This window comes from Aeromonas sp. OTU364 (genome assembly GCF_038440395.1).
Classification (GTDB): Bacteria; Pseudomonadota; Gammaproteobacteria; order Enterobacterales; family Aeromonadaceae; genus Aeromonas.
This window is the reverse complement of the sequence record NZ_JASATR010000011.1, coordinates 42,655-63,622: the sequence shown is the minus strand read 5'-3', so window position 1 is coordinate 63,622 and position 20,968 is coordinate 42,655. Positions and strand designations below refer to the sequence as shown.

The following is a 20,968-nucleotide window of genomic DNA, read 5'->3' as shown; positions in this document are numbered from 1 at the left end:
AAAAGCGTGGCCATCCGTTTTCGCAATAAATAGAGGGTGGAAACAGCGGATGGCATCACCTGAAATGCGGGATACAGAATGTCAGACAGTATTTTTATTATTGATTGGATAATTGCCGGCGATATTGATGATGCATTTAATATGGATCTACGTAATGGTCGGCAATCACTGCATATTGAATTATTGCTTGGCGCAATGACAGCAGTCTAATTAATGGGCTGTTGTCGTGGATGAATTTGTTCATGATTCATCCATCGACATTGAACTTTTTTTTACCGCACCAGTTCTGCCGTCAGTCCGTCAGGAATATATTAATTAATTGTTTTTAATGTGGTTTTTGTCTTTCCTTTTTGAACTTGGGCGAATGGCAGACAGCCGTTCACGGGCAGCCTGAGGCTGCTGTGATGCATGCCCACGAGGGAGAGAAAAGATGAATGAATAATGTCTGGTGCCGGGCTCACTTCTGCGCCGTTTAAAGCAAGGCGGATTTCGCCATCAAGGCGTTGACCGATGCCTTCGCCGGGCTGTCGCACGAGCAGGAGGAGACCATGGTCCCGGCTGATGGCCCTGTGGAGCGGTTGACGCCCTCATGACAACAGGGGCCTCGGCCCCCGTTGTCATTTGCTGATCTCATCCCCCACCTGCTTGACCGCATCCCGGGTGCCATGACCTATCTCGCGGGTCACATCCCGGGTGGTGTGGCCAATCTCCCGGGTCACGTCCCGGGTGGTGTGACCCACGGTGCGGCCCGCCTCCTTGATGTCGGCGCAGCCGCTGATCAGGCTGCCCAGGGCCAGGCCGAGCGCCATCAGTGCCATGCAGTTACGCGCCATGCCGTGCTCCTTTTCGTTTCATCATCATCTTCATGTCGATGTCGGCATTATGGCCTCGTGTGCAGCGGGCGGGCAACCAGCAGGGTGTGGCCCGGTCCCGGGATCTCGTGCTCGGCCTCCACATGGAAATGCGCCTCGCGCAGGCACTGGTACAGCTCTTTGGAGTGGTAGAAGCGGCTGTTGCCGTTGGCCAGGCTGGTGAAGTAGAGGGAGGTGGCGTTGAGACTGAAACTGGCGGCTTCGAAGGCCTGCCTGTCCCAGAACAGCTCCAGGATGCAGACCCGGGCGTCCGGTTTCATGGCCAGCCGGATCCGGTTCAGGATGGCGACGATCTGCTCGTGGCTGAAGCAGTCGAGGAACTGGCTCATCCACCAGATGTCGGCCTCACCGGGCAGGGGGCCCGGTTGCAGCAGATCCACCGGATGGCCCTGGATCCGCTCCGTCAGCCCCGCCGCCTCGATGTTGCGGCGAGCGAGCGCCAGCTGCTCGGGCAAGTCCAGTATGGTGACCCGCAGTGCGGGATCCCGCTGGGCGCAGGCCAGGGCCCACTTGCCGGTGTTGCCGCCCAGATCGTAGAGGTGGTGCGGTTCATAGCCGAATACCTTGTCCAGCGCCTGCTGGAATGCCCAGTCGGAGTAGAAGTGATCGAACGCAAACCAGCTGCGGCGGGCCTCTTCCGGCAGCTCGCTCAGGTGCGGGTAGAGGGTCTGCCAGGGACCGAATACCTGCAGGCCGGCCGGGGTGCCCTGACGGATGGCGTCGAGCAGGTGGGCGAGGGGCTGATAGCAGAGGTGCTGGGTGAAGTCGAGATTGACCCGGGTCATGGGGTCGTTCAGCAGATACTTGCCGACCCGCCCCAGCAGATAGTGCTCCTCGGCCAGATAGCAGAGTCCACCACCGAGCCCCATGTCCAGCAGAACGCCAGCGCCGTATTCGCTCAGCGCACATGCCTGGGCGATGTCGGCCAGCGGCGCGCCCTGCTGGCCGCGGCTCTCGAGAAAGGCGAGCACCCCGGTCTCGCGCAGACACCAGCTGGCTTGAAACAGCATGGGGGCGAAGGCGATTTTCTGGGCTTCGCTGATGGCCTCCAGCGCGTTGTAGGGGTCTGTCTGATAATGCTTCACGGGGTGGCTCCTGCCGGATTAATGGTTTTGGGCGCGGGCGAGTTCGGTCTGGATGGCCTGATTCAGACCCAGCACCCAACGGTTATAACTGCGATGGATGCTGCCCTTGCCCTTGTCATCAAGGTTGACGCTGCTCACATAATTGATGGAATAATCGCGAGCGCTATAGGGAATATCGATCACCGCCTGATGTTGACGCACATTGACCTGGCCACGAATAAGCCCGGGCCGCTCTTTTTTCATCACCCAGCTCTTGCTGGTTCCAGCCGTAATAATAGCATTGGCAACCTGCTCATCGGTCAAATTAAAAGCAACCGGATTGGCGGCCATATTGCGAATGGGCTGGCTGGTGGAACAGGCGGCCAACAGGACACAGGTCAACACCATGCAAATTTTATTAACGAGTTTCATAATATATTCCTTGGAGAGAATATTCACCACTTGCGGATGGCAATAAGACAACACAAATCATTTATTTTCAATCATCAAGGCGGTGGATAATCTGCGCCAGCTATTATTTTTGATGAATAATGGTATTATCCGACCGGTATTAACCTGATGACGCCATTCCATGCCGTGGAACAGGCTCTGCCAGCCGGATGAGTGCTTTTTATCGTCTTCGCTCCCACCCACCGTTTTAAGGACAGGTTGCCTGAAATATGCTCTCTTTCTCGCTGCTGGATAGCCAGGCACTGTCTCCGGGTCTGGCCGATGAGGCCGCCTGGCAGGGGTGGGCGCAGCAGGGCCGTTGGCCCATCGATCCGTCCTTTCCCGCTACCCCCTTGCTGCCCATGATGATGGCGCGCCGCCTGAGCCAGGGTTCCCGGCTGGCGGTGCAGGTGGGGTTGAGCCTGCTGGCTCGCCATGCTGTCGATTACGCCATCTTCGCCAGCCGCCACGGCGAGCTGGCCCGCTCCATGACGCTGCTGCAGGCGCTGGCGGACGGGCAGACGCTGTCGCCCACCGACTTCTCCATGTCGGTGCACAATACCGCCGCAGGGCTCTGCTCCATCCAGGGCAAGGCCGCCATCCCCATGACCTCGCTGGCGGCAGGGGAAAGCAGCATGATGGCGGGTCTGACCGAGGCAGTGGCGGCCCTGCAGGCCGGTGCCCGGCGGGTGATGCTGGTGGCCTTCGAGGGGCCGGTACCCGAGTTTCATCGCCCCTGGCTGCCGGATGAGGCGCCGCCCCACGCCCTGGGGATGGTGCTTGAGGCGGGCGACCAGTGGCACTGCGAAGGCGTGCGACCCGTAGTGGAACCCACTGCCCGTTCGCTGCCGCAGAGCCTGGCCTTCTGGCGGGCCCTGCTGCGGCATGAACCGACCCTGACTCTTTGCGATGGCCGCCAGGAGTGGACATGGCTGCGGCGCTGAACCGGGGCTGGCGGCTGATCGGCACGGCCCTTGGCTTCACCCTGTTCGGGGTGGGCGGCCTGCTGCTCTCCCTGTGCTGGTTTCCGCTGCTGGCGCTCTGCTTGCGCGGGGAGCGCCGCCGCACCCTGGCTCAGCTCAGCATCCGCCACAGCTTCCGGCTGTTTTTGGGCATGCTGCGCGGCTGGGGGGTGCTGGATTATCGGGTGAAAGGCATGCCCGCGGACTTGCAAGGTGCCCTGGTGGTGGCCAATCACCCCAGCCTGCTCGACTACGTCATCCTGGCGGCCGAGATGCCGGTGTGCGACTGCATCGTCAAGCAGTCCCTCTGGCGCAACCCCTTCATCGGTGGTGTGGTGCGGGCGGCCGACTACCTGCCCAATGTGGCGGGAGAGGATCTGCTGGCCCTGTGCATGGCGCGGATCCGGGCCGGCGGCCTGCTGCTGATCTTCCCGGAAGGGACCCGCACTACCCCGGGGGAGGCGATCAAGTTGCAGCGTGGTGCGGCCCAGCTGGCGGTGCGCGGCCAGGTGCCGGTGCAGCTGGTGCGGATCCACTGCAGCGCCCGTTTTCTCACCAAGCAGGACAAATGGTTCAAGATCCCGGAAAATAAGCCGACGTTCACCATAGAATTTCTGCAGCAAGTGGCGGCACAAGACGTGGTCGCCACCGGCCAGAGCAGTGCGCTGGCCGCCCGCCAGTTGACCCGGTTTCTCACCCGGGCCCTGCAACCGGGGCCCCAATGACAGCGTATGGAACAGTTATGCAAGACCTGCACCTAGAGATAAAACAACTCATCATCGACAGTCTCAACCTCGAGGGGCTCACCCCTGACGACATCGACAGCCAGGCACCGTTGTTCGGTGACGGGTTGGGGCTGGACTCCATCGATGCGCTGGAGCTGGGCCTCGCCATCAAGGGCCGCTACGGCATCGTGCTCTCCGCCGAGGATGAAAATACCCGTCGCCACTTCGCCAGTGTCGCGGCCCTGGTCGCCCTGGTGCAGGCCCAGTCGAAAGGGGAGGCCTGAGCCATGACCCGTGATGACATCTTTGCCCAGATCAAGGCCGCCCTCGTCGAACTGTTCGAAGTCGACGAAGAGGCCGTCACCCCCGAGGCCCGTCTCTACCAGGATCTCGAGCTCGACAGCATCGACGCCATCGATCTGGTGGTGCACCTGCAGAAGCTGACCGGCAAGAAGATCAAGCCGGAGGAGTTCAAGTCGGTGCGCAGCGTCAACGACGTGGTGGATGCGGTCGAGCGTCTGCTGGCCGACGCCTGATGCCGATTCGCGCCAAATCATGACGCGCTGGATCTCCTGGCTGGCCGGTGGGGCCCTGTTGCTCTACCCGCTGGCAGTCTACTGGGGGCTGACCCGTGCCAGTCAGACTCCGCTGCTGCTCGCTCTGCTGCTCATCTTCTCGCTGCGGCTGCTGCCTGGCCTGCTCAAGGGGCGGTCCCGGCTAGGCCCGCTGCCGGAGTGGCTCTGGCTGGGCCGCCTGCTGGCCTGCATCGGCCTGGGGCTGACCCTGCTGTCCGCCCTGTTCAGCGACCGGCACTGGCTGTTCTACTACCCATTGGCGGTGAGCCTCTCCCTGCTCTGCTTGTTTGGCTGGAGCCTGACCCGTCCCATGAGCCTGGTGGAGCGACTGGCCCGGCTGCAAGATCCCGATTTGCCAGCGGCGGCCATCGGTTACACCCGGCGGGTGACCCAGGTCTGGTGCGGCTTCTTCGTGATCAACGGCACCCTGGCGGCCTTCACCATCTGGCACGGGGATCTGGCGCTCTGGAGTCTCTACAACGGTCTCATCAGCTATGTCCTGATGGGCTGCCTGATGGGCGGGGAATATCTGGTGCGCAGGCGAGTAATGAAGAGGTTGACCCCATGACGCTGCTGCAGACCCTCTGGCACCGTGATGGCGAACTGGTGGTGGCCTTCGGCCCGGACGGCGAGGTGACCCTGGCCGAGCTGCGCCGTGGCAGCCTGCAACTGGCCCGGGCCATGGCCCGCCACGCCGGTGCCGGCCAGCCGGGTGCGCGCTGGGCCCTCTGCTTCGATGACAGCCTGCTGTTCACGCAAGCGCTGCTCGCCTGCGCCCTCGGCGGTTATCAGGCCATCCTGCCCGGTCATCAGCGGCTGGCCGGCCTGCAGGCGCTGCAGGCGCAGTTCGACGGTCTGCTCACCGACGGCGAGCTGCCCGGTGCGGCGCTCGCCGTACCCCAGCTCAGGCTGCCGCTGGCCGATGCCCACGAGGGGCCGGATACCGCACACAGTGATCTTGCGCCCGAGCGCCTCAGTCTCACCCTGTTCAGTTCCGGCTCCACCGGCGAGCCCAAGGCGATCTCCAAGGCCTGGCCTCAGCTGGAGGCAGAGTTGCGGGTGCAGATGGCGCTCTGGGGTGAGCGGCTGGCCGATGCCCGGGTGCTCGCCAGCGTCAGCCACCAGCACATCTACGGCCTGCTGTTTCGGATCCTGCTGCCACTCGCCCTCGGCCGCCCGTTCGATCGCCGTACCATCGACTACCCGGAGCAGCTGATGGTACAGGGTACCCCCTGGTGCCTGATCGCCTCCCCGGCGTTTCTGAGTCGGCTCGATCCGGCCATGCCCGCCACCGGCTGCCAGCTGGTGATCTCCTCAGGCGGGCCCCTGCAATTCGACGATGCCGAGCAGAGCCTGGCCCTGCTCGGCCAGCGGCCGGTGGAGATCTTCGGCAGCAGCGAGACCGGCGGCATCGGCTGGCGCCAGCGCCACCGGGCGCAGACCCCCTGGACGGCGTTGCCCGGGGTCGAGGTGCGGGTCGGCCCGGATCAGAGCCTGCTGCTGCGCTCACCCTTCCTGGCAGAGGACGACTGGCTGGCCTGCGCCGATCGCATCGCCCTGCACGAGGATGGGTTCGCGCTGCTGGGTCGCCAGGACAGGGTGATCAAGCTGGAGGAGAAGCGCATCTCCCTCGACGAGGTGGAGGCGCGCCTGCAGGCCCTGGCGGAGGTGGAAACCGCCGCCGTGCTGCCCCTGCAGCAGGGCCAGCGCCAGATCCTCGGCGCCGTGCTGGTGCTGAGCGAGGCGGGGGCCGCCCGCTGGGACGCGCTCGGGCAAGGGCGCTTTCTGCTAGCCCTGCGCCAGCAACTGCGTCCCTGGCTCGAGCCGGTTGCCCTGCCGCGCAGTGTGCGTCGGGTCGCGCAGATGCCCGTCAACGCCCAGGGCAAACGCCCCTGGCCACAACTCAAGGAACTGTTCGATGAGCCCATCCGCTGACACGCTGCCGACCGAACTGGGTTGCGAGGTGCTGGCCGATGGCGTGCGCCTGCGGCTGCGACTCGATCCCGCACTGCCCTGGTTTGCGGGCCATTTTCCCGGCGCGCCCCTGCTGCCCGGGGTGACCCAGGTCCACTGGGTGATGCACTACGCCGTCAGCCGGCTCAAGCTGACGCAGCCGTTTCACGGGGTGGATCAGCTCAAGTTCCAGCGCCCGCTGCGCCCCGGGGCCGAGTGCAGCCTGAGCCTGCAGTGGCAGGCGGACAAGGGCCAGCTCCTCTTCAGCTACATGCTGGGAGACGAGCCCGCGAGCAGCGGACGGGTGCGCCTGATCCCATGAACCCTTGCATTCTTATTCCCTGTTACAACCATGCCGGGCCGCTGGCCGCCGTGCTGGCGCGGCTGGCCGAATTCGGGCTGCCCTGCCTACTGGTCGACGATGGCAGCGAGCCCGTCGCCGCCGCCGCGCTGGATGCGCTGGCCGCCCAGCACCCCTGGGTCACCTTGCTGCGTCATCCGCACAATCAGGGCAAGGGGGGTGCCGTGATGACGGGGTTGCGCCGCGCCCATGAGCTCGGTTTCAGCCACGCCCTGCAGGTGGATGCCGACGGCCAGCACGACCTGACGGATCTGCCGACGCTGCTGGCGGAGGCGCACCAGCACCCCGAGGCGCTTGTCTCCGGCCGCCCGCTCTACGACGACTCCGTGCCCAAAGGGCGCCTCTATGGCCGCTACATCACCCATGTCTGGGTCTGGATCGAGACGCTGTCGTTCGCCATCAAGGACAGCATGTGCGGCTTTCGGGTCTACCCGCTGGCGCCGACCTGCGCGCTGCTGGAGCGGGTGGCCCTCGGCAGGCGGATGGATTTTGATACCGAGGTGATGGTGCGCCTCCATTGGGCCGGGGTGGCGGTGCGCTTCGTGCCGACCCGGGTCATCTATCCCGTCGATGGCCGCTCCCATTTCCGGCTTTTTCGTGACAACCTCGACATCTCCTGGATGCACACCCGGCTGGTGTGTCGCCTGCTGTGGGATCTGCTGCTGCGCCTCTGCCGCTGGCCGGGTCACCTGGGCACCCGGTTAACCCGGCTGTGGCGCGAGCGCCGCATCCACTGGTCGCGCACCCCGGAGCGGGGATCGCTGCTCGGCATGCAGATCATGCTGGCCAGTTACCGCCTGCTGGGCCGGCGGGGCTTCTCCCTGCTGCTCTACCCGGTCATCGGCTATTTCTGGCTGACCGGCCGCGCCCAGCGGGAGGCATCCCAGGCCTATCTGGCCCGGCTCGAGCGCTTTGCCCGCGATCGGGGACTGGCGCTGCCCGACGAGCCGAGGTCGAGCTTCCGCCACTTCCTGCGCTTCGGGGAGGCGGCGCTCGACAAGCTGGCGGGCTGGCGTGGCGACATCACGGAGCAAGAGATCGAGGTGGTGGGGACGGAGCACTACGAGGCGGCGCTCGGCAGCGGCAAGGGCGTCCTGCTGCTGGGCTCCCACCTCGGCGATCTCGAGCTGTGCCGGGCCCTGGGCAGTCGCAAGCAGGGGCTGCGCATCAATGCGCTGGTGTTCACCCGCCACGCGGCCCGCTTCAACGCCCTGCTCAAGCAGATCAACCCGGATTCGCGGCTCAACCTCATCCAGGTGCAGGAGCTGGGGGCCGACACCGCCATCCTGCTCAAGGAGAAGCTGGAGCGGGGGGAATGGGTGGTGATCGTCGGCGATCGCACCTCGGTAACCCGGGAGAAGCGGGTGATCTGGGCCGACTTTCTCGGCGCCCCGGCGCCGTTTCCGCTCGGCCCCTTCGTGCTCAGCAGCGTGCTGGGCTGCCCGGTCTATCTGCTGTTCGGCCTCAAGGAGCAGGGGCGTTTTCGGGTGCATTTCGAGCCCTTTGCCGACGGTCACCCCCTGCCACGGCAGGGGCGCCAAGAGATACTCGCGTCCCGGGTACAGGCCTATGCCGATCGCCTGCAGCATCACTGTCTGCGGGCCCCCCTGGACTGGTTCAACTTTTTTGATTTCTGGCAGCTGACCGATGAACAAGAGTGAGATGAGAAGGGTCACCTTCGGCGCCGCGCCGCTGACCATCGAAGACGTGGTGGCGCTGGCAGAGCGTCGTGCCCGCCCGGCATTGAACCCGGATCCCGCCTTCATGGCCCGCATCCAGCGGGGCGCCGATTTTCTCGACCGGCTGCTGGCCGAAGAGGGGGTCATCTACGGGGTGACCACGGGCTACGGCGACTCGGTGACCCGGCCGGTGCCGACCGAGCTGGTGGCCGAGCTGCCGCTGCACCTGACCCGTTTTCACGGCTGCGGGCTGGGGGCTGATCTCGCCCTCGATGCCGGCCGCGCCGTGCTCGCCACCCGGCTCTGCTCCCTGGCGCAGGGGGTCTCCGGGGTCAGCCCGGCCCTGCTCGAACGCCTCTGCTGGCTGCTGGAGCAGGATCTGGTGCCGCGCATTCCCGAAGAGGGCTCCGTCGGTGCCAGCGGCGATCTGACCCCGCTCTCCTACGTCGCCGCCGTGCTGGTGGGGGAGCGCGAGCTCCATCAGCAGGGTCGGCTGCGCCCCGCCGCCGAGGTCTATCAGGAGCTGGGGGTCACCCCCCTGACCCTGCGGCCGAAAGAGGGGCTGGCGCTGATGAACGGCACCTCGGTGATGACGGCGCTGGCCTGCCTCGCCTATGCCCGCACCGACTACCTGATGCGGCTGGCGACCCGGATCACCGCCCTGGTGAGCGTCGCCATGGGGGGCAATGCCTTCCACTTCGACGAGCGGCTGTTTGCGGCCAAACCCCACCCCGGCATGCAGGGGATCGCGGCCTGGCTGAGGGCGGATCTGGTGGCGGGCGAGTTGCCGCGTCACAGCGACCGGCTGCAGGACAGATACTCGTTGCGCTGTGCCCCCCACGTCATCGGCGTGGTGGCCGACAGCCTGCCCTGGTGGCGCCAGCTCATCGAGAACGAGCTCAACAGCGCCAACGACAACCCGCTGATCGACGGGGAGGGGGAGCACGTGATGCACGGCGGCCACTTCTACGGCGGTCACATCGCCATGGCCATGGACAGCATGAAGGCGGCCGTCGCCAACCTGGCCGACCTGCTGGATCGCCAGCTGGCCCAGCTGGTGGACACCAAGTTCAACGGCGGCCTGCCGAGCAACCTCTCCGGTGCCAGCGGCGAGCGCTGCATGATCAACCACGGCTTCAAGGCGGTGCAGATCGGCGTCTCGGCCTGGACCGCCGAGGCCCTCAAGCTGACCATGCCCGCCAGTGTCTTCTCCCGTTCCACCGAGTGTCACAACCAGGACAAGGTGAGCATGGGCACCATAGCGGCGCGGGATGCGCTGCGGGTGCTGACCCTGAGCGAGCAGGTGGGGGCCGCCTGCCTGCTGGCGGCGGTGCAGGGGGTAGAGCTGCGCCTGGGCGCCCGGCAACAGGGCCTGGAGACCCTGAGCCAGCCCCTGCGCGAGACGGTCTTGGCGGTGAGGGCGGATCACCCGCCCCTGGTGGAGGACAGGCCCCTGGAGCAGGAGCTCAGGGCCTTGATCGCCCGGTTGCAGGAGCGACACTATCAGCTTTACGGAGAACCGAAACATGTCAGCTGAACCCTGGATGATCAGCCACAGCATCGAGGGGGATATCCCGTTCCACGACGCGGGCATGATGGCAGTGGATATCTGGCAGGGCCCGATGGAGAAATCCCATGCAGCATGAACTCTGGATGATCGGCCACAGCATCGAGGTGGAGATCCCGTTCCACGACGCGGGCATGATGGCAGTGGATGTCTGGAAGGGCCCGATGGAGAAATCCCATGCAGCATGAACCCTGGATGATCAGCCACAGCATCGAGGTGGAGATCCCGTTCCACGACGCGGGCATGATGGCAGTGGATGTCTGGCAGGGCCCGATGGAGAAATCCCATGCAGAGTGAACCCTGGATGATCAGCCACAGCATCGAGGTGGAGATCCCGTTCCACGATGTGGACATGATGGCGGTCGCCTGGCATGGCCACTACGTGCGTTACATCGAGCTGGCCCGCTGTGCCTTGCTCGAGCAGATCGATTACAACTATCCGCAGATGGATGAGTCCGGCTACCTCTGGCCCATCATCGATCTGCGGCTCAAGTACATGGCACCCCTGCGCTTTGGCCAGAAGGTGCGGGTCGAGGCGCGGCTGTGCGAATACCAGAACCGGCTGAAGATCGAGTACGAGCTGTTCGATGCGCAGAGCGGTGCGCGTACCAGCAAGGGTTACAGCATCCAGGTGGCGGTGAACAAGGCGAGTGGCGAGATGTGCCTGGCCTCGCCCAGGGTGCTGCTGGACAAGCTGGGGGTGAGCGAGTGACTCCTTTTCTGAACCGGTTGATGGTCGGATTGACCCTGTTGCTGGCGTGGCCGCTGCAGGCTGCCCCCCTGACCCGTGACCAGGTGCAGCAGTTGCTGACCCTGAGCCCGGCGAGGGAGGCCCGCTTCGAGCAGGAGAAGCAGGTGGCGGGGTTGAGCCAGCCCCTCAGGGCCTCCGGCGAGCTCTTGCTGGTGCGGGATCTCGGCCTCTGGTGGCAGCAGCAGAAGCCCTTTCCGCTGACACTCACCCTGACACCGACGCGCATGGTACAGCAGGTGGCGGACCAGCCCGCCACCGTCATCGACAACCCCCAGCTGCTCGAGTTCAGCCAGATGCTGCTGGCACTGTTCGGCTCGGACGAGGCGACCCTGAGCCGCTACTTCCGCATCGACTTTCACAGCTCGGAGGCGGGCTGGCAACTGGTGCTGGTGCCCAGCCAGGCGCCGCTCGACAAGGTGTTTGCCAGCCTGACCCTGAGCGGGCTGGGGCAGCTGGATCAGCTGCTCATCGCCGATCGGCAGGGTGACAGCACCCGCATCCGCTTCAGCGGCTGGCGCGAGCGCAGCCTGCCATTGACCCCTGAGGAGCAGGCCCGCTTTGCTGCCCACTAGTGCCACCTCGCGCCGTGATGTCGCCCCCGTTGGAACAAGGAGAGCCGACCTTGCTGCACGCTGAAGCCACCTGGCGCCGGCTCGGTACCCTCTGGATCTGGCTCTGCCTGCTGCTGGCGGCGGTACTGGCCTGGCAGCTGCCCCACAGCCGCATCAACACCAGTCTGATGGACCTGCTGCCCCACGCATCCCGCAGCGATCTGGATCCTGCCCTGCAGCAGGGCCTGTTGCAGCAGCTCGACCGCCAGCTGGTCTGGATGCTGAGCCTGCCTGCCGGTCAGGATGGGCGGGCCGCCGCCGCATTCTGGGCGGAGCAGCTCGGCAAGCAACCCGCCTTGTCCCACATCAAGGGGGAGCAGCCCAAGCTGGCCCCCGCCTGGCAGGCCTATCTGCATGGGCTGGCCTGGCAGCGGCTGGATCCGGTGAGCCGTGCGCGGCTGGCCGGGGGGGCGGAAGGGTGGAGCCAATGGGTGCTCGGCCAGATCTATTCGCCCTTTGGCGGTGTCTCCCGCGCCGAGTGGCAAAGCGATCCCCTGCTCTTGACCCGGGCCGGGGTGCTGGCGGAGGCCGGTGGCGCCATGCAACTCAAAGAGGGCTGGCTGGTGAGCCGGGACAAGGCGGGGCGCGACTGGTATATGGTGCGGGCCGAGCTGGATCGCTCCGCCTTCGACATCCAGCGCAACCAGGCGCTGCTGAGCGCCCTGGCCGGAGCCGAGCAAGGCCTTGTCGAGGCCTATCCCGGTGCCGAACTGCTGCGCCGGGGCACCCTCTTCTACAGCCAGCATGCCAGCAACCTGGCTCAGCAGGACATCTCCACCATAGGGCTGGGTTCCATGGTCGGGGTCATCCTGCTGATCTGGGGCGTGTTCCGCTCCACCCGGGCGCTGCTGCTCTCCCTGCTGCCCATCGGTGTGGGGCTGATGTGGGGGCTCGGCACCGTGCTCATCCTGTTTGGCGAGATCCATGTCTTCACCCTGGTGATCAGCAGCAGTCTCATCGGCATCGCCATCGACTACGCCATTCATTTTTTGTGCGAACGGCGGCTGCACGGCGGCGACGAGACGCCGCACCAGACCCGGCTGAAGTTGCTGCCCAGCCTGTCGCTGGCGGTGCTGACCACGCTGATCGGCTATGGCCTGCTCTGGTTCGCCCCCTTCCCCGGGTTGCAGCAGTTGGCGGTGTGCGCCCTGGCGGGGTTGTTCAGCGCCTTCATCACGGTGCTCTGCCTGTTCCCACGCTGGGCCGGTCCCCTGCCGACCAGTCCGCTTTGGGGTCAGCGCTGGCTGCAGGGCTGGCTGCTGGCCTGGCAACAGCGCTCGTTGGTGCGCGTCGGGCTGCCGCTCTGCTGTCTGCTGCTGGCGGCCCTCGGCATCAGCCGGTTGCAGGTGGATGACGACATCCGCCGGCTGCAACCCTTACCTGTGGCGCTGCAGGGGCAGGAGCAGCGGATCCAGGCCCTCACCGGCCAGCAGGGGGGCATGCAGGGCCTGCTGGTGACGGGAGCGGACGGCGAGCAGGCGCTGCAGCGGCTGGAGCGGCTCGATGGCCGGCTGGCCGAGCTTAAGAATCGTGGCGCGCTGCAGGAGTTTGTCTCCCTTGCCCGCTGGCTGCCCTCGCTGGCGCGCCAGCAGGAGGATGCCGCCGCCATCCGGGCCCTGCTACCCGAAGTGGTGAGCCGGCTCAAGGCGGTCGGTCTGCCGCTGCAGGTGCCCGTTCGCGAGCCCAGCTGGCTGACCCCGGCCGCCTGGCTGGCCAGCCCGGTCAGCGAGGGGAGCCGCCTGTTGTGGCACGCCCTGGCGGATGGCCGCGTCGCCATCTGGGTGCCGTTGGTGGGGGTGGCAGACGAAGGGGCACTGACGGCGCTGGCGGCGGCCGAGCAGGGCGTCTACTGGCAGGATCAGCGCAGCGAGTGGAGCCAGCTGTTCGCCCACTACCGGATCAAGCTGGCGGAGCTGCTGTCGCTGGCCATCGCGCTGGTGGCCCTGCTGCTGTGGCGGCGGATGGGGGCGGCGCGGGCCGCCCGGGTGCTGCTGGTCAACCTGATTGCCCTGGGCATGGGGCTGGCGCTGCTCGCCGCCTGCGGCCAGCCGCTCACCCTGTTCGGGGTGCTGGCGCTCAGCCTCATCTTCGGGATAGGCATCGACTATGGCCTCTTCTTTGCCCACAGTGGCAGCGAGGCGGCGCGCCAGAGTTCCACCCTGCTCGCCATCCTGCTGGCCAACCTCACCACCCAGCTGGCCTTCGGTCTGCTGGCGCTGAGTCACACCCCCGCCATCGCAGGCTTTGGCCTGGTGCTGAGCGGCGGTATCTTTACCGCCTTCCTGCTTTCGCCCCTGGTGCTGGACCGGGTACGACCGCAGTTGTCGGGGCCGCATGGCCGGGAGCCAACCTCATCATGAAAGCCTTGTTCGTATTCGTCGTCCTGCTGCTGACCGGTTGCAGCAGCCAGCCGACCCCCACCGCCTATCTCGACAAGGGCAGCGTCATGACGCTGCCGGCCCCCGTGCTGGCCACCCCCTTCTATCGCCAGCAGCTGCTGACCGCCAGCGTGGGGGAGAGCAGCCACCAGTTGATGACGGTGCTGGAGGCGGACGGCCGCCAGCTGACCCTGGTGGGGCTGACCCCGAGCGGAGTACGGCTGTTCCGGGTGCGCTATGACCAGCAGGGCATCGCGACCGAACAGCTCAGCCCGCTGCTCACCACCGGCATGCCGCCGGTGACCCAGGTGCTGGCGGACGTGATGCTCTGTTACTGGCCGCTGGCCAGCTGGCAGCCGCAGCTGCCGCCGGGCTGGACGCTGCGGGACGAAGGGCTGATGCGCCGGCTGCGCGCCCCCGATGGCGCCCTGGTCACCGAGATCCGCTACCGCGACGTCGACGGCGTGCGCGAGCCGGTCGGCCTGCAGCAACACGCATTCCACTACCGCCTGCAACTGGAGACCCTGAGCCAATGAGCTGTTATATCGCCGCCTATGGCCTCGTCTCGGCACTGGGGACGGGGCGCGATGTCAGCGCCGAGGCGCTGCAGGCCTGGCAGGCAGAGGGGATTACGCCGCTCACCCGCCACCACCAGACGCTGCTGAATGGTCGCCTGACCCCGGTGGGGCGGGTCGAAGGCGCGCTGCCCGAGATACCGGCGGCGTTGGCCCCCTATGCCTCGCGCAACAATCGCCTGCTGCTGGCGGCCCTGGCCCAGATCCGCCCCGCACTGGACCAGGCGCTGGCGGCGTTTGGTCCTGCGCGGGTGGGGCTGGTGCTCGGCACCAGCACCGCCGGGATCGGCGAGGCCGAGCTGGCGGTGGCGGCTGCCCGGCGCGGGGAGGCCGTGCCCCCCGAGTTTGACTATCGCCAGCAGGAGCTGGGCTCTCCGTCGGAATTTCTGGCCCGTTATCTCGACATCTCTGGGCCTGCCTACACTCTCTCCACCGCCTGCTCCTCCAGCGCGCGCGCCTTCATCAGCGGCCAGCGGCTGCTGGCGGCCGGGCTGGCGGATGCGGTGCTGGTCGGTGGTGCCGACAGCCTGTGCGGACTGACCCTCAACGGTTTTGACAGCCTGGAGTCCCTCAGCTGTGCGCGTTGCCAGCCGTTTGATGAGGCGCGCCAGGGGATCAACATCGGCGAGGGGGCGGCGCTGTTTCTGCTGAGTAGAGAGCCTGCGCCGCTGGCGCTGCTGGGAGCGGGGGAGTCGTCCGATGCCTGGCATATCTCGGCGCCCCATCCAGACGGTATCGGCGCCGAGGCAGCCATGCAGATGGCGCTGGCCCAGGCTGGCCTGACGCCTGAGCAGGTGGGGTACGTCAACCTGCACGGCACCGCCACCCGGCTCAACGACGCCATGGAGAGCCAGGCGGTCCACCGCCTGTTTGGCGACAGCGTGCCCTGCAGCTCCACCAAGGTGCTCACCGGGCACACCCTGGGGGCGGCGGGGGCCATCGAGGCGGCGCTCGCCTGTCTGCTGCTGGAGCGCTCCTTGCCGTTGCCCCCCCAGCGAGTGACGACACCGGATCCGGCGCTGGCCCCCATCCGGCTGGTGAGCGGTACCACGCACCTGGCGGCGCCCCGGGTACTCTCCAACTCCTTTGCCTTCGGTGGCAACAATGTCAGCCTGCTGTTCGGGAGCACATGCCATGAATGACCCTTTGTCACTGCCCGCCATCGAGACCTTGCTGCCCCATCGGGCCCCCATGCTGCTGCTGGACCGGCTCTGCGCGGTGGACGCCCAGCAGGTGCGCTGCGAGACCCGCATCGGTGCCCGCCATGCCCTGCTGCTGGATGGCGAGGGCAACCTGCCGGCCTGGGTCGGCATCGAGCTGATGGCCCAGACCATCGCCGCCTGGGCCGGCATGCAGGGGCGGCTGCGCGGCGAGCCGGTGCGCATCGGCATGCTGCTCGGCACCCGCAAGTACCGCTGCCAGCCCACCCGCTTCGCGGCGGGGGCCCTGCTCACCATTGAGGCCAGCTGCCTGTTGCAAGACGGCGGCATGGCCAGTTTCGAATGCCGGATCCTGCAAGCTGGGCAGGAGTGCGCCACCGCGCGCCTCTCGACCTATCAGCCCGCACCCGGCGAATTATCCGATTTGTTAGCGAAGGACGTTTCATGATCTCTACCGTATTGGTCACGGGCGCCAGCAAGGGGATAGGCCGCGCCATCGCCCTCAAGCTGGCCGCCGACGGTTTTCTCGTCGTGGTGCACTACCATGGCGATCGCGCCGGTGGCGAGGCTACCCTGGCGAGCCTGCAGGAGGCCGGGGGGCAGGGGCGCCTGCTCCAGTTCGACATCGCCGATCGCCAGGGCTGCCGCGAGCGGCTGGAAGCCGACATGGCCGAACACGGCGCCTATTACGGCGTGGTCTGCAACGCCGGCATCATCCGCGACGGCGCCTTCCCCGCCCTCACCGACGAGGAGTGGGACGGGGTGCTGCACACCAATCTGGACGGCTTCTACAACCTGCTCAAGCCCTGCATCATGCCGATGATCGGCCTGCGTCGTGGCGGACGCATAGTGACCATCTCCTCGGTATCAGGCCTGATGGGCAACCGTGGGCAGGTCAACTACAGCGCCGCCAAGGCGGGCATCATGGGGGCCACCAAGGCGCTGGCGCTGGAGCTTGCCAAGCGCAAGATCACGGTCAACTGTGTGGCCCCCGGTCTCATCGACACCGGCATGGTGGACGAGGAGGTGAAGGCGGAGGCGATGAAGATCATCCCGCTCAAGCGGATGGGGCAGGCGGACGAGGTGGCCGGCCTGGTCTCCTACCTGATGTCCGACATCGCAGGGTATGTCACGCGGCAGGTCATCTCCATCAACGGGGGCATGGTATGAAACGGGTAGTCGTCACCGGCATGGCCGGGGTAACGGCCTTCGGGCAGGACTGGCCGAGTGTGCGTGCCAGATTGCAGGCGGGGCGCAATGCGGTGGTCAGCATGCCGGAGTGGGCCATCTACGACGGCCTCAACACCCGGCTGGCGGCCCCCATACCGGACTTCGCGCTGCCGGCGCACTACCCGCGCAAGAAGACCCGCGCCATGGGGCGGGTCTCGGCGCTTGCCACCGTCGCCACCGAGCTGGCACTGGCGCAGGCGGGGCTGCTGGACAACCCGGTGCTCACCGACGGGCGTACCGGCATCGCCTACGGCTCCTCCATCGGCAGCACGGATCCCATCCGCGCCTTCGGGACCATGCTCAACGACAAGAGCACCGCCAGTATCACGGCCACCACCTATGTGCAGATGATGCCCCACACGGCGGCGGTCAATACCGGGCTGTTCTTCGGCCTGCGCGGACGGGTCATCCCCACCTCCAGCGCCTGCACCTCCGGCAGCCAGGGCATCGGCTATGCCTATGAGGCGATCAAGCATGGCTACCAGACCCTGATGGTGGCCGGCGGGGCGGAGGAGCTCTGCCCGTCGGAGGCCGTGGTGTTCGATACCCTGTTTGCCACCAGCCAGATGAACGACCACCCGGAGCTGGCGCCACGACCGTTCGACCGGCAGCGGGACGGTCTGGTGATAGGCGAGGGGGCGGGCACCCTGGTGCTGGAGGAGCTGGAGCATGCGCAGGCGCGCGGTGCGACCATCCTCGCCGAGCTGGTGGGCTTTGCCACCAACTGCGACGCTGCTCACGTGACCCAGCCCCAGCAGGAGACCATCAAGCTCTGCATGGAGATGGCGCTGGCCCAGGCGGGGCTCCAGCCCGCCGACATCGGTTACATCAGTGCCCATGGCACCGCCACCGAGCGCGGCGACATCGCGGAGAGCCATGCCACCGCCGCCATCTTCGGCGACCATACCCCCATCTCGTCTCTCAAGAGCTACTTCGGTCACACCCTGGGGGCCTGCGGCGCCATCGAGGCCTGGCTGGCCCTTGAGATGATGCGGGAGGGCTGGTTTGCCCCCACCATCAACCTGACCGAACCGGATCCCGCCTGTGCCCCGCTGGATCACGTGATGGGCAGTGGCCGCATGCTGGACGTGGAGTACCTGATGTCCAACAACTTCGCGTTCGGCGGCATCAACACTTCCCTCATCTTCAAGCGCTGGTCCTGACGGGGCCGCTCCGTTCAGCCAGGGTGCAGCTTGGGTTCAGTGCCAGTACAGCCTGGGTTTGGCTTTGATTAATTAAGATGCCTCCCTTTTCAGGGAGGCATCATGCCCGTTTTATCTGTTTCACCCTCTTTTCGCTGCGGTTTGGCCGCATGTCTGCTATCCACGCTGCTCTGGATCCCGGCCTCGCCAGCCATGGCCGACGATGAATTTCGGCTGGGTAACACCCTACTGCTGGGGGTAGGCGACCACCCAGCCATTATCCCTATCATCATCTGCCGGCCGGCCAGGTCCATCATGGTCAAGGCGGGGCGGGAGCTGACCCTGGACAGGGTCAAGGTGATCTACGGCAATGACCGCAGCAAGACGCTGCACTTTGACAAGGGCCTGAAAGAGGATCAGGAGTCGGGCTGGAAGTCCCTCAGCAGCCGGGTCTGCATCAAGCGGATCGAGGTCTATGGCAATTCGGAAGGGAGCAAGGCGGGGGTCAAGGTGTACGGCCGCAAATAGGGCGGAAATGACGGTGGCCGGGGAGACCCGGCCACCGTGTTCATGTCCTGGGGAATGCCTTATTTCTTGGGTCTGAACGGCTTGATGACGGCTTCGTCGCACTCGAGATAGGGGCCGTCCATCAGGTCGATGCAGTAGGGGATGGCGGGGAAGACCGCATCCAGGCACTCGCGGATGGACTTGGGCTTGCCCGGCAGGTTGACGATGAGGGCGCTGCCGCGCAGGCCGGCGGTCTGGCGTGACAAAATGGCGGTGGGCACGAACTTGAGGGATTCGGCCCGCATCAGCTCGCCAAAGCCCGGCATCATGCGATCGCACACGGCTTCGGTGGCTTCCGGCGTCACATCCCGCCTGGCCGGCCCTGTGCCGCCCGTGGTGACGATGAGGCAGCATGACTCCTCATCCGCCAGTCGAACCAGGGTCGCCTCGATCTGATCCTGCTCGTCCGGGATCACCTGATAGACGGGCTCCCATTCCGAGGTCAGATAGGCGTTCAGGGTGTCGATGATGGCCTTGCCGGAGAGATCTTCATAGATGCCCGCGCTGGCGCGATCGCTGACGGTGACGATACCGATTCTTGCCTTGCTCATGCTCAACCCTTGGTCATTGGAAAAAGTGGTAAATAAAATAACATAATCAGTGAGATATGTTAAACCACCGGCTCGGGTACGAGATGGAAAGGCTTAAATTGAGAGTCGAACGAAAAGCAGATTTATTCGCTATCGATGAATAGGTAATAAGAAGATCCATAAAAGCCTTTAAAATTTATAAAAAAAGTGACGCATGCGACATCACGATAATTTCATGAATCCTAAAGAATAAATCTTTCCTCTCGCCCAATATTTGCCTGCTGGGTGAAAAAGCGGACTCCTGTGGCTCGAAGTCGACTGACCCAAAATCCCCACCATCTTATATAACCTTCCTATGGACGGCGAAATGATGTGCCGGGCGTGGTCGTACCGAGATGTGCGGGGAGTCTGGCCAGGAGGGGATATGGAGCTGCCAGATTTTGATACGCTCAAACACTGGGCCCTGGCCGAGCCGGAGCGGCTCGATGCCTTGCTGCACCAGCAGATAGAGGCGCTGATCGCCCAGGTGGGGCCGGATCAGCAGCGGCGGCTGCGGGGCCTGCAGTTTCGCATCGATTGCCAGCGCCGACTGGCCAAGAACAACCTCGACAGCTGCATCCGGATTGCCAACATGATGCACGACTCCGTCTATGCCATGCGCCGTCACATGCTTCACCTGCAGGAGGAGTCACTGGCGCAAGCCGAAGAGAGTCAGCCGCCAGACAATGTGATAGTGCTGGCGGATCATCCGAGGATGAAATAATTTATTGGCCGCCATCCTGTACCGTTATTTTCAATATTTCCTTCGACGCAAACCACCCGATGTTAATAAACAGGGTGGTTTGTTTTTTATTTGCTGCAAACCCTCATCGCGCACTCATTTAATTACATGGCGGCCCGCTAAATCCACAGATATGGATGAAGGAATATAACGCTTGGGGTAATATCTCGGCACAATTCATCTTGCTACGACTCTAAGGGATTATGAGAAGTATCACACCAAGAAGGGTGCTGTCGCGGGAGCAACAGACAGAGATCACCCGGATCATCGTCAAGGTGGGCCAGTTGCTGGCCCAGCATGGTGCCGAGGGGCGCATCATAGAGCAGACCACGGTCCGGCTCGGGTTGGCGCTGGGGCTGGAGAGCGTCGAGATGGCCATCTCCGCCAGCGCCATAGTGCTCACCAGCCTCTATCAGGGGAGTTGCGTCACCACCACCCGCCGGGTGCGGGATCAGGGGATCAACATGCAGGTGGTGTGCGAGGTCCAGCGCATCTGCATCCTGGCGGAGAAGGAGCTGATCGGTGTGCGGGAGGTGCGCCAGCGGCTCGACGGCATAGTGCCGTTCCATTATCACCCCTGGCTGGTTGTGCCCATGGTGGGGCTCTCCTGTGGCGCCTTCAGCGTGCTGTTCGGCGGCGACTGGCCCATCTTCCTGGTGACCTTCGTCGCCTCTTCGGTGGCGATGAGAGTGCGCCAGCTGATGGCTCGCCATCACCACAGCCCGCTCATCAACTTCGCCGCGACCGGCTTCGTCGCCACCCTGATCGCCTCCTGCGCCACCTACTTCCAGTGGGGAGACCAGCCCTATCTCGCCATGGCGGCCAGCGTCTTGCTGCTGGTACCGGGTTTCCCGCTCATCAACGCGGTCTCCGACATGGTGAAGGGCTACTTCAACCTGGGGCTGGCCCGCTGGGGCATGGCGACCCTGCTCACCATCAGCGCCGTCATCGGCATAGTGCTGGCCATGTCGGTCACCGGGATCTGGGGCTGGAAGCTGTGGTGGAACTCCATATGAGATGCAATGACACTACCCG

At 65.2% G+C, this 20,968-nt stretch carries 25 protein-coding genes; 21 read left to right on the top strand and 4 right to left on the bottom strand.

The window, feature by feature from the left end:
• The first annotated feature begins 78 nt into the window (after positions 1 to 78).
• Positions 79 to 210, top strand: coding sequence for a hypothetical protein (locus tag AAHB08_RS12375; RefSeq protein WP_342059085.1), 132 nt, complete (start codon positions 79 to 81; stop codon positions 208 to 210).
• Positions 211 to 617: 407 nt separating this feature from the next.
• Here AAHB08_RS12375 and AAHB08_RS12370 read toward each other — a convergent pair whose 3' ends face one another.
• From AAHB08_RS12370 to AAHB08_RS12360, 3 genes are read right to left on the bottom strand one after another with little or no spacing between them, the layout of a single operon-like run.
• Positions 618 to 833 carry a hypothetical protein gene (locus AAHB08_RS12370; RefSeq protein WP_139746110.1) on the bottom strand — a complete coding sequence of 72 codons (216 nt, stop codon included), beginning with the start codon at positions 831 to 833 and terminating at the stop codon, positions 618 to 620.
• Between the two features lie 47 nt (positions 834 to 880).
• Positions 881 to 1,957 (bottom strand): class I SAM-dependent methyltransferase, encoded by a 1,077-nt coding sequence (locus AAHB08_RS12365; RefSeq protein ID WP_342059084.1) that lies wholly within the window; start codon positions 1,955 to 1,957, stop codon positions 881 to 883.
• An 18-nt stretch (positions 1,958 to 1,975) separates the two neighbouring features.
• Complete coding sequence (locus AAHB08_RS12360; RefSeq protein ID WP_202046583.1) at positions 1,976 to 2,368, bottom strand: hypothetical protein; 393 nt, start codon at positions 2,366 to 2,368, stop codon at positions 1,976 to 1,978.
• A gap of 248 nt (positions 2,369 to 2,616) precedes the next feature.
• Between AAHB08_RS12360 and AAHB08_RS12355 the strand changes: the two genes are divergently transcribed.
• From AAHB08_RS12355 to AAHB08_RS12270, 18 genes are all read left to right on the top strand, one after another.
• Positions 2,617 to 3,330, top strand: coding sequence for a beta-ketoacyl synthase chain length factor (locus tag AAHB08_RS12355; RefSeq protein ID WP_342059083.1), 714 nt, complete (start codon positions 2,617 to 2,619; stop codon positions 3,328 to 3,330).
• On the top strand, positions 3,315 to 4,073 hold the full coding sequence (locus tag AAHB08_RS12350; protein ID WP_342059082.1) for a lysophospholipid acyltransferase family protein: 759 nt from the start codon (positions 3,315 to 3,317) through the stop codon (positions 4,071 to 4,073). The genes AAHB08_RS12355 and AAHB08_RS12350 overlap by 16 nt, the downstream gene beginning before the upstream one ends.
• A 17-nt stretch (positions 4,074 to 4,090) precedes the next feature.
• Positions 4,091 to 4,357, top strand: coding sequence for a phosphopantetheine-binding protein (locus AAHB08_RS12345; protein ID WP_005297932.1), 267 nt, complete (start codon positions 4,091 to 4,093; stop codon positions 4,355 to 4,357).
• A gap of 3 nt (positions 4,358 to 4,360) precedes the next feature.
• Complete coding sequence (locus AAHB08_RS12340) at positions 4,361 to 4,609, top strand: acyl carrier protein (RefSeq protein ID WP_005297934.1); 249 nt, start codon at positions 4,361 to 4,363, stop codon at positions 4,607 to 4,609.
• 19 nt (positions 4,610 to 4,628) lie between these two features.
• Positions 4,629 to 5,216, top strand: a complete 588-nt coding sequence (locus AAHB08_RS12335) for a COG4648 family protein (RefSeq protein ID WP_342059081.1) — start codon at positions 4,629 to 4,631, stop codon at positions 5,214 to 5,216.
• Positions 5,213 to 6,583 (top strand): AMP-binding protein, encoded by a 1,371-nt coding sequence (locus AAHB08_RS12330; protein WP_342059080.1) that lies wholly within the window; start codon positions 5,213 to 5,215, stop codon positions 6,581 to 6,583. The genes AAHB08_RS12335 and AAHB08_RS12330 overlap by 4 nt, the downstream gene beginning before the upstream one ends.
• Entirely contained in the window at positions 6,567 to 6,923 is a 357-nt protein-coding gene (locus AAHB08_RS12325) for an ApeI family dehydratase (protein WP_342059079.1), read from the top strand. The genes AAHB08_RS12330 and AAHB08_RS12325 overlap by 17 nt, the downstream gene beginning before the upstream one ends.
• Positions 6,920 to 8,623, top strand: coding sequence for a glycosyltransferase family 2 protein (locus AAHB08_RS12320; protein ID WP_342059078.1), 1,704 nt, complete (start codon positions 6,920 to 6,922; stop codon positions 8,621 to 8,623). The genes AAHB08_RS12325 and AAHB08_RS12320 overlap by 4 nt, the downstream gene beginning before the upstream one ends.
• Complete coding sequence (locus tag AAHB08_RS12315; protein ID WP_342059077.1) at positions 8,610 to 10,178, top strand: HAL/PAL/TAL family ammonia-lyase; 1,569 nt, start codon at positions 8,610 to 8,612, stop codon at positions 10,176 to 10,178. The genes AAHB08_RS12320 and AAHB08_RS12315 overlap by 14 nt, the downstream gene beginning before the upstream one ends.
• A gap of 316 nt (positions 10,179 to 10,494) precedes the next feature.
• A complete protein-coding gene (locus AAHB08_RS12310) occupies positions 10,495 to 10,920 on the top strand; it encodes an acyl-CoA thioesterase (RefSeq protein ID WP_202046575.1) in 426 nt (141 codons plus the stop codon).
• 20 nt (positions 10,921 to 10,940) lie between these two features.
• Complete coding sequence (locus tag AAHB08_RS12305) at positions 10,941 to 11,531, top strand: outer membrane lipoprotein carrier protein LolA (RefSeq protein ID WP_342059118.1); 591 nt, start codon at positions 10,941 to 10,943, stop codon at positions 11,529 to 11,531.
• 50 nt (positions 11,532 to 11,581) lie between these two features.
• Complete coding sequence (locus tag AAHB08_RS12300; RefSeq protein WP_342059076.1) at positions 11,582 to 13,930, top strand: MMPL family transporter; 2,349 nt, start codon at positions 11,582 to 11,584, stop codon at positions 13,928 to 13,930.
• Positions 13,927 to 14,484 (top strand): DUF3261 domain-containing protein, encoded by a 558-nt coding sequence (locus AAHB08_RS12295; protein ID WP_342059075.1) that lies wholly within the window; start codon positions 13,927 to 13,929, stop codon positions 14,482 to 14,484. The genes AAHB08_RS12300 and AAHB08_RS12295 overlap by 4 nt, the downstream gene beginning before the upstream one ends.
• Positions 14,481 to 15,665: a beta-ketoacyl-[acyl-carrier-protein] synthase family protein gene (locus AAHB08_RS12290; RefSeq protein ID WP_342059074.1), complete on the top strand. Its 1,185-nt coding sequence runs from the start codon at positions 14,481 to 14,483 to the stop codon at positions 15,663 to 15,665. Before AAHB08_RS12295 ends, AAHB08_RS12290 begins: the two co-directional genes overlap by 4 nt.
• A complete protein-coding gene (locus AAHB08_RS12285) occupies positions 15,658 to 16,131 on the top strand; it encodes a hotdog family protein (protein WP_342059073.1) in 474 nt (157 codons plus the stop codon). Before AAHB08_RS12290 ends, AAHB08_RS12285 begins: the two co-directional genes overlap by 8 nt.
• Positions 16,128 to 16,853 carry a 3-ketoacyl-ACP reductase FabG2 gene (locus tag AAHB08_RS12280; protein WP_342059072.1) on the top strand — a complete coding sequence of 242 codons (726 nt, stop codon included), beginning with the start codon at positions 16,128 to 16,130 and terminating at the stop codon, positions 16,851 to 16,853. Before AAHB08_RS12285 ends, AAHB08_RS12280 begins: the two co-directional genes overlap by 4 nt.
• Entirely contained in the window at positions 16,850 to 18,076 is a 1,227-nt protein-coding gene (locus AAHB08_RS12275; protein ID WP_139746094.1) for a beta-ketoacyl-ACP synthase, read from the top strand. The genes AAHB08_RS12280 and AAHB08_RS12275 overlap by 4 nt, the downstream gene beginning before the upstream one ends.
• A gap of 102 nt (positions 18,077 to 18,178) precedes the next feature.
• On the top strand, positions 18,179 to 18,583 hold the full coding sequence (locus AAHB08_RS12270) for a DUF2541 family protein (protein ID WP_446699527.1): 405 nt from the start codon (positions 18,179 to 18,181) through the stop codon (positions 18,581 to 18,583).
• Between the two features lie 59 nt (positions 18,584 to 18,642).
• Here the strand turns inward: AAHB08_RS12270 and mog are convergent, their stop codons facing one another.
• Entirely contained in the window at positions 18,643 to 19,173 is a 531-nt protein-coding gene (mog, locus tag AAHB08_RS12265) for a molybdopterin adenylyltransferase (protein WP_247625678.1), read from the bottom strand.
• 403 nt (positions 19,174 to 19,576) lie between these two features.
• Between mog and AAHB08_RS12260 the strand changes: the two genes are divergently transcribed.
• On the top strand, positions 19,577 to 19,915 hold the full coding sequence (locus AAHB08_RS12260) for a DUF3135 domain-containing protein (RefSeq protein WP_202046568.1): 339 nt from the start codon (positions 19,577 to 19,579) through the stop codon (positions 19,913 to 19,915).
• A gap of 221 nt (positions 19,916 to 20,136) precedes the next feature.
• Complete coding sequence (locus tag AAHB08_RS12255) at positions 20,137 to 20,949, top strand: threonine/serine exporter family protein (RefSeq protein ID WP_139437247.1); 813 nt, start codon at positions 20,137 to 20,139, stop codon at positions 20,947 to 20,949.
• The last annotated feature ends 19 nt before the right edge of the window (positions 20,950 to 20,968 follow it).

What these genes read in the sequence shown, in the direction of transcription:
- AAHB08_RS12375 (WP_342059085.1), top strand. Translation starts at nt 79, where the DNA reads ATGTCAGACAGTATTTTTATTATTGATTGGATAATTGCCGGCGATATT.
- AAHB08_RS12370 (WP_139746110.1), bottom strand. Translation starts at nt 833, where the DNA reads ATGGCGCGTAACTGCATGGCACTGATGGCGCTCGGCCTGGCCCTGGGC.
- AAHB08_RS12360 (WP_202046583.1), bottom strand. Translation starts at nt 2,368, where the DNA reads ATGAAACTCGTTAATAAAATTTGCATGGTGTTGACCTGTGTCCTGTTG.
- AAHB08_RS12355 (WP_342059083.1), top strand. Translation starts at nt 2,617, where the DNA reads ATGCTCTCTTTCTCGCTGCTGGATAGCCAGGCACTGTCTCCGGGTCTG.
- AAHB08_RS12350 (WP_342059082.1), top strand. Translation starts at nt 3,315, where the DNA reads ATGGCTGCGGCGCTGAACCGGGGCTGGCGGCTGATCGGCACGGCCCTT.
- AAHB08_RS12345 (WP_005297932.1), top strand. Translation starts at nt 4,091, where the DNA reads ATGCAAGACCTGCACCTAGAGATAAAACAACTCATCATCGACAGTCTC.
- AAHB08_RS12340 (WP_005297934.1), top strand. Translation starts at nt 4,361, where the DNA reads ATGACCCGTGATGACATCTTTGCCCAGATCAAGGCCGCCCTCGTCGAA.
- AAHB08_RS12335 (WP_342059081.1), top strand. Translation starts at nt 4,629, where the DNA reads ATGACGCGCTGGATCTCCTGGCTGGCCGGTGGGGCCCTGTTGCTCTAC.
- AAHB08_RS12330 (WP_342059080.1), top strand. Translation starts at nt 5,213, where the DNA reads ATGACGCTGCTGCAGACCCTCTGGCACCGTGATGGCGAACTGGTGGTG.
- AAHB08_RS12325 (WP_342059079.1), top strand. Translation starts at nt 6,567, where the DNA reads ATGAGCCCATCCGCTGACACGCTGCCGACCGAACTGGGTTGCGAGGTG.
- AAHB08_RS12320 (WP_342059078.1), top strand. Translation starts at nt 6,920, where the DNA reads ATGAACCCTTGCATTCTTATTCCCTGTTACAACCATGCCGGGCCGCTG.
- AAHB08_RS12315 (WP_342059077.1), top strand. Translation starts at nt 8,610, where the DNA reads ATGAACAAGAGTGAGATGAGAAGGGTCACCTTCGGCGCCGCGCCGCTG.
- AAHB08_RS12310 (WP_202046575.1), top strand. Translation starts at nt 10,495, where the DNA reads ATGCAGAGTGAACCCTGGATGATCAGCCACAGCATCGAGGTGGAGATC.
- AAHB08_RS12305 (WP_342059118.1), top strand. Translation starts at nt 10,941, where the DNA reads ATGGTCGGATTGACCCTGTTGCTGGCGTGGCCGCTGCAGGCTGCCCCC.
- AAHB08_RS12295 (WP_342059075.1), top strand. Translation starts at nt 13,927, where the DNA reads ATGAAAGCCTTGTTCGTATTCGTCGTCCTGCTGCTGACCGGTTGCAGC.
- AAHB08_RS12290 (WP_342059074.1), top strand. Translation starts at nt 14,481, where the DNA reads ATGAGCTGTTATATCGCCGCCTATGGCCTCGTCTCGGCACTGGGGACG.
- AAHB08_RS12285 (WP_342059073.1), top strand. Translation starts at nt 15,658, where the DNA reads ATGAATGACCCTTTGTCACTGCCCGCCATCGAGACCTTGCTGCCCCAT.
- AAHB08_RS12280 (WP_342059072.1), top strand. Translation starts at nt 16,128, where the DNA reads ATGATCTCTACCGTATTGGTCACGGGCGCCAGCAAGGGGATAGGCCGC.
- AAHB08_RS12275 (WP_139746094.1), top strand. Translation starts at nt 16,850, where the DNA reads ATGAAACGGGTAGTCGTCACCGGCATGGCCGGGGTAACGGCCTTCGGG.
- AAHB08_RS12270 (WP_446699527.1), top strand. Translation starts at nt 18,179, where the DNA reads ATGCCCGTTTTATCTGTTTCACCCTCTTTTCGCTGCGGTTTGGCCGCA.
- mog (WP_247625678.1), bottom strand. Translation starts at nt 19,173, where the DNA reads ATGAGCAAGGCAAGAATCGGTATCGTCACCGTCAGCGATCGCGCCAGC.
- AAHB08_RS12260 (WP_202046568.1), top strand. Translation starts at nt 19,577, where the DNA reads ATGGAGCTGCCAGATTTTGATACGCTCAAACACTGGGCCCTGGCCGAG.
- AAHB08_RS12255 (WP_139437247.1), top strand. Translation starts at nt 20,137, where the DNA reads ATGAGAAGTATCACACCAAGAAGGGTGCTGTCGCGGGAGCAACAGACA.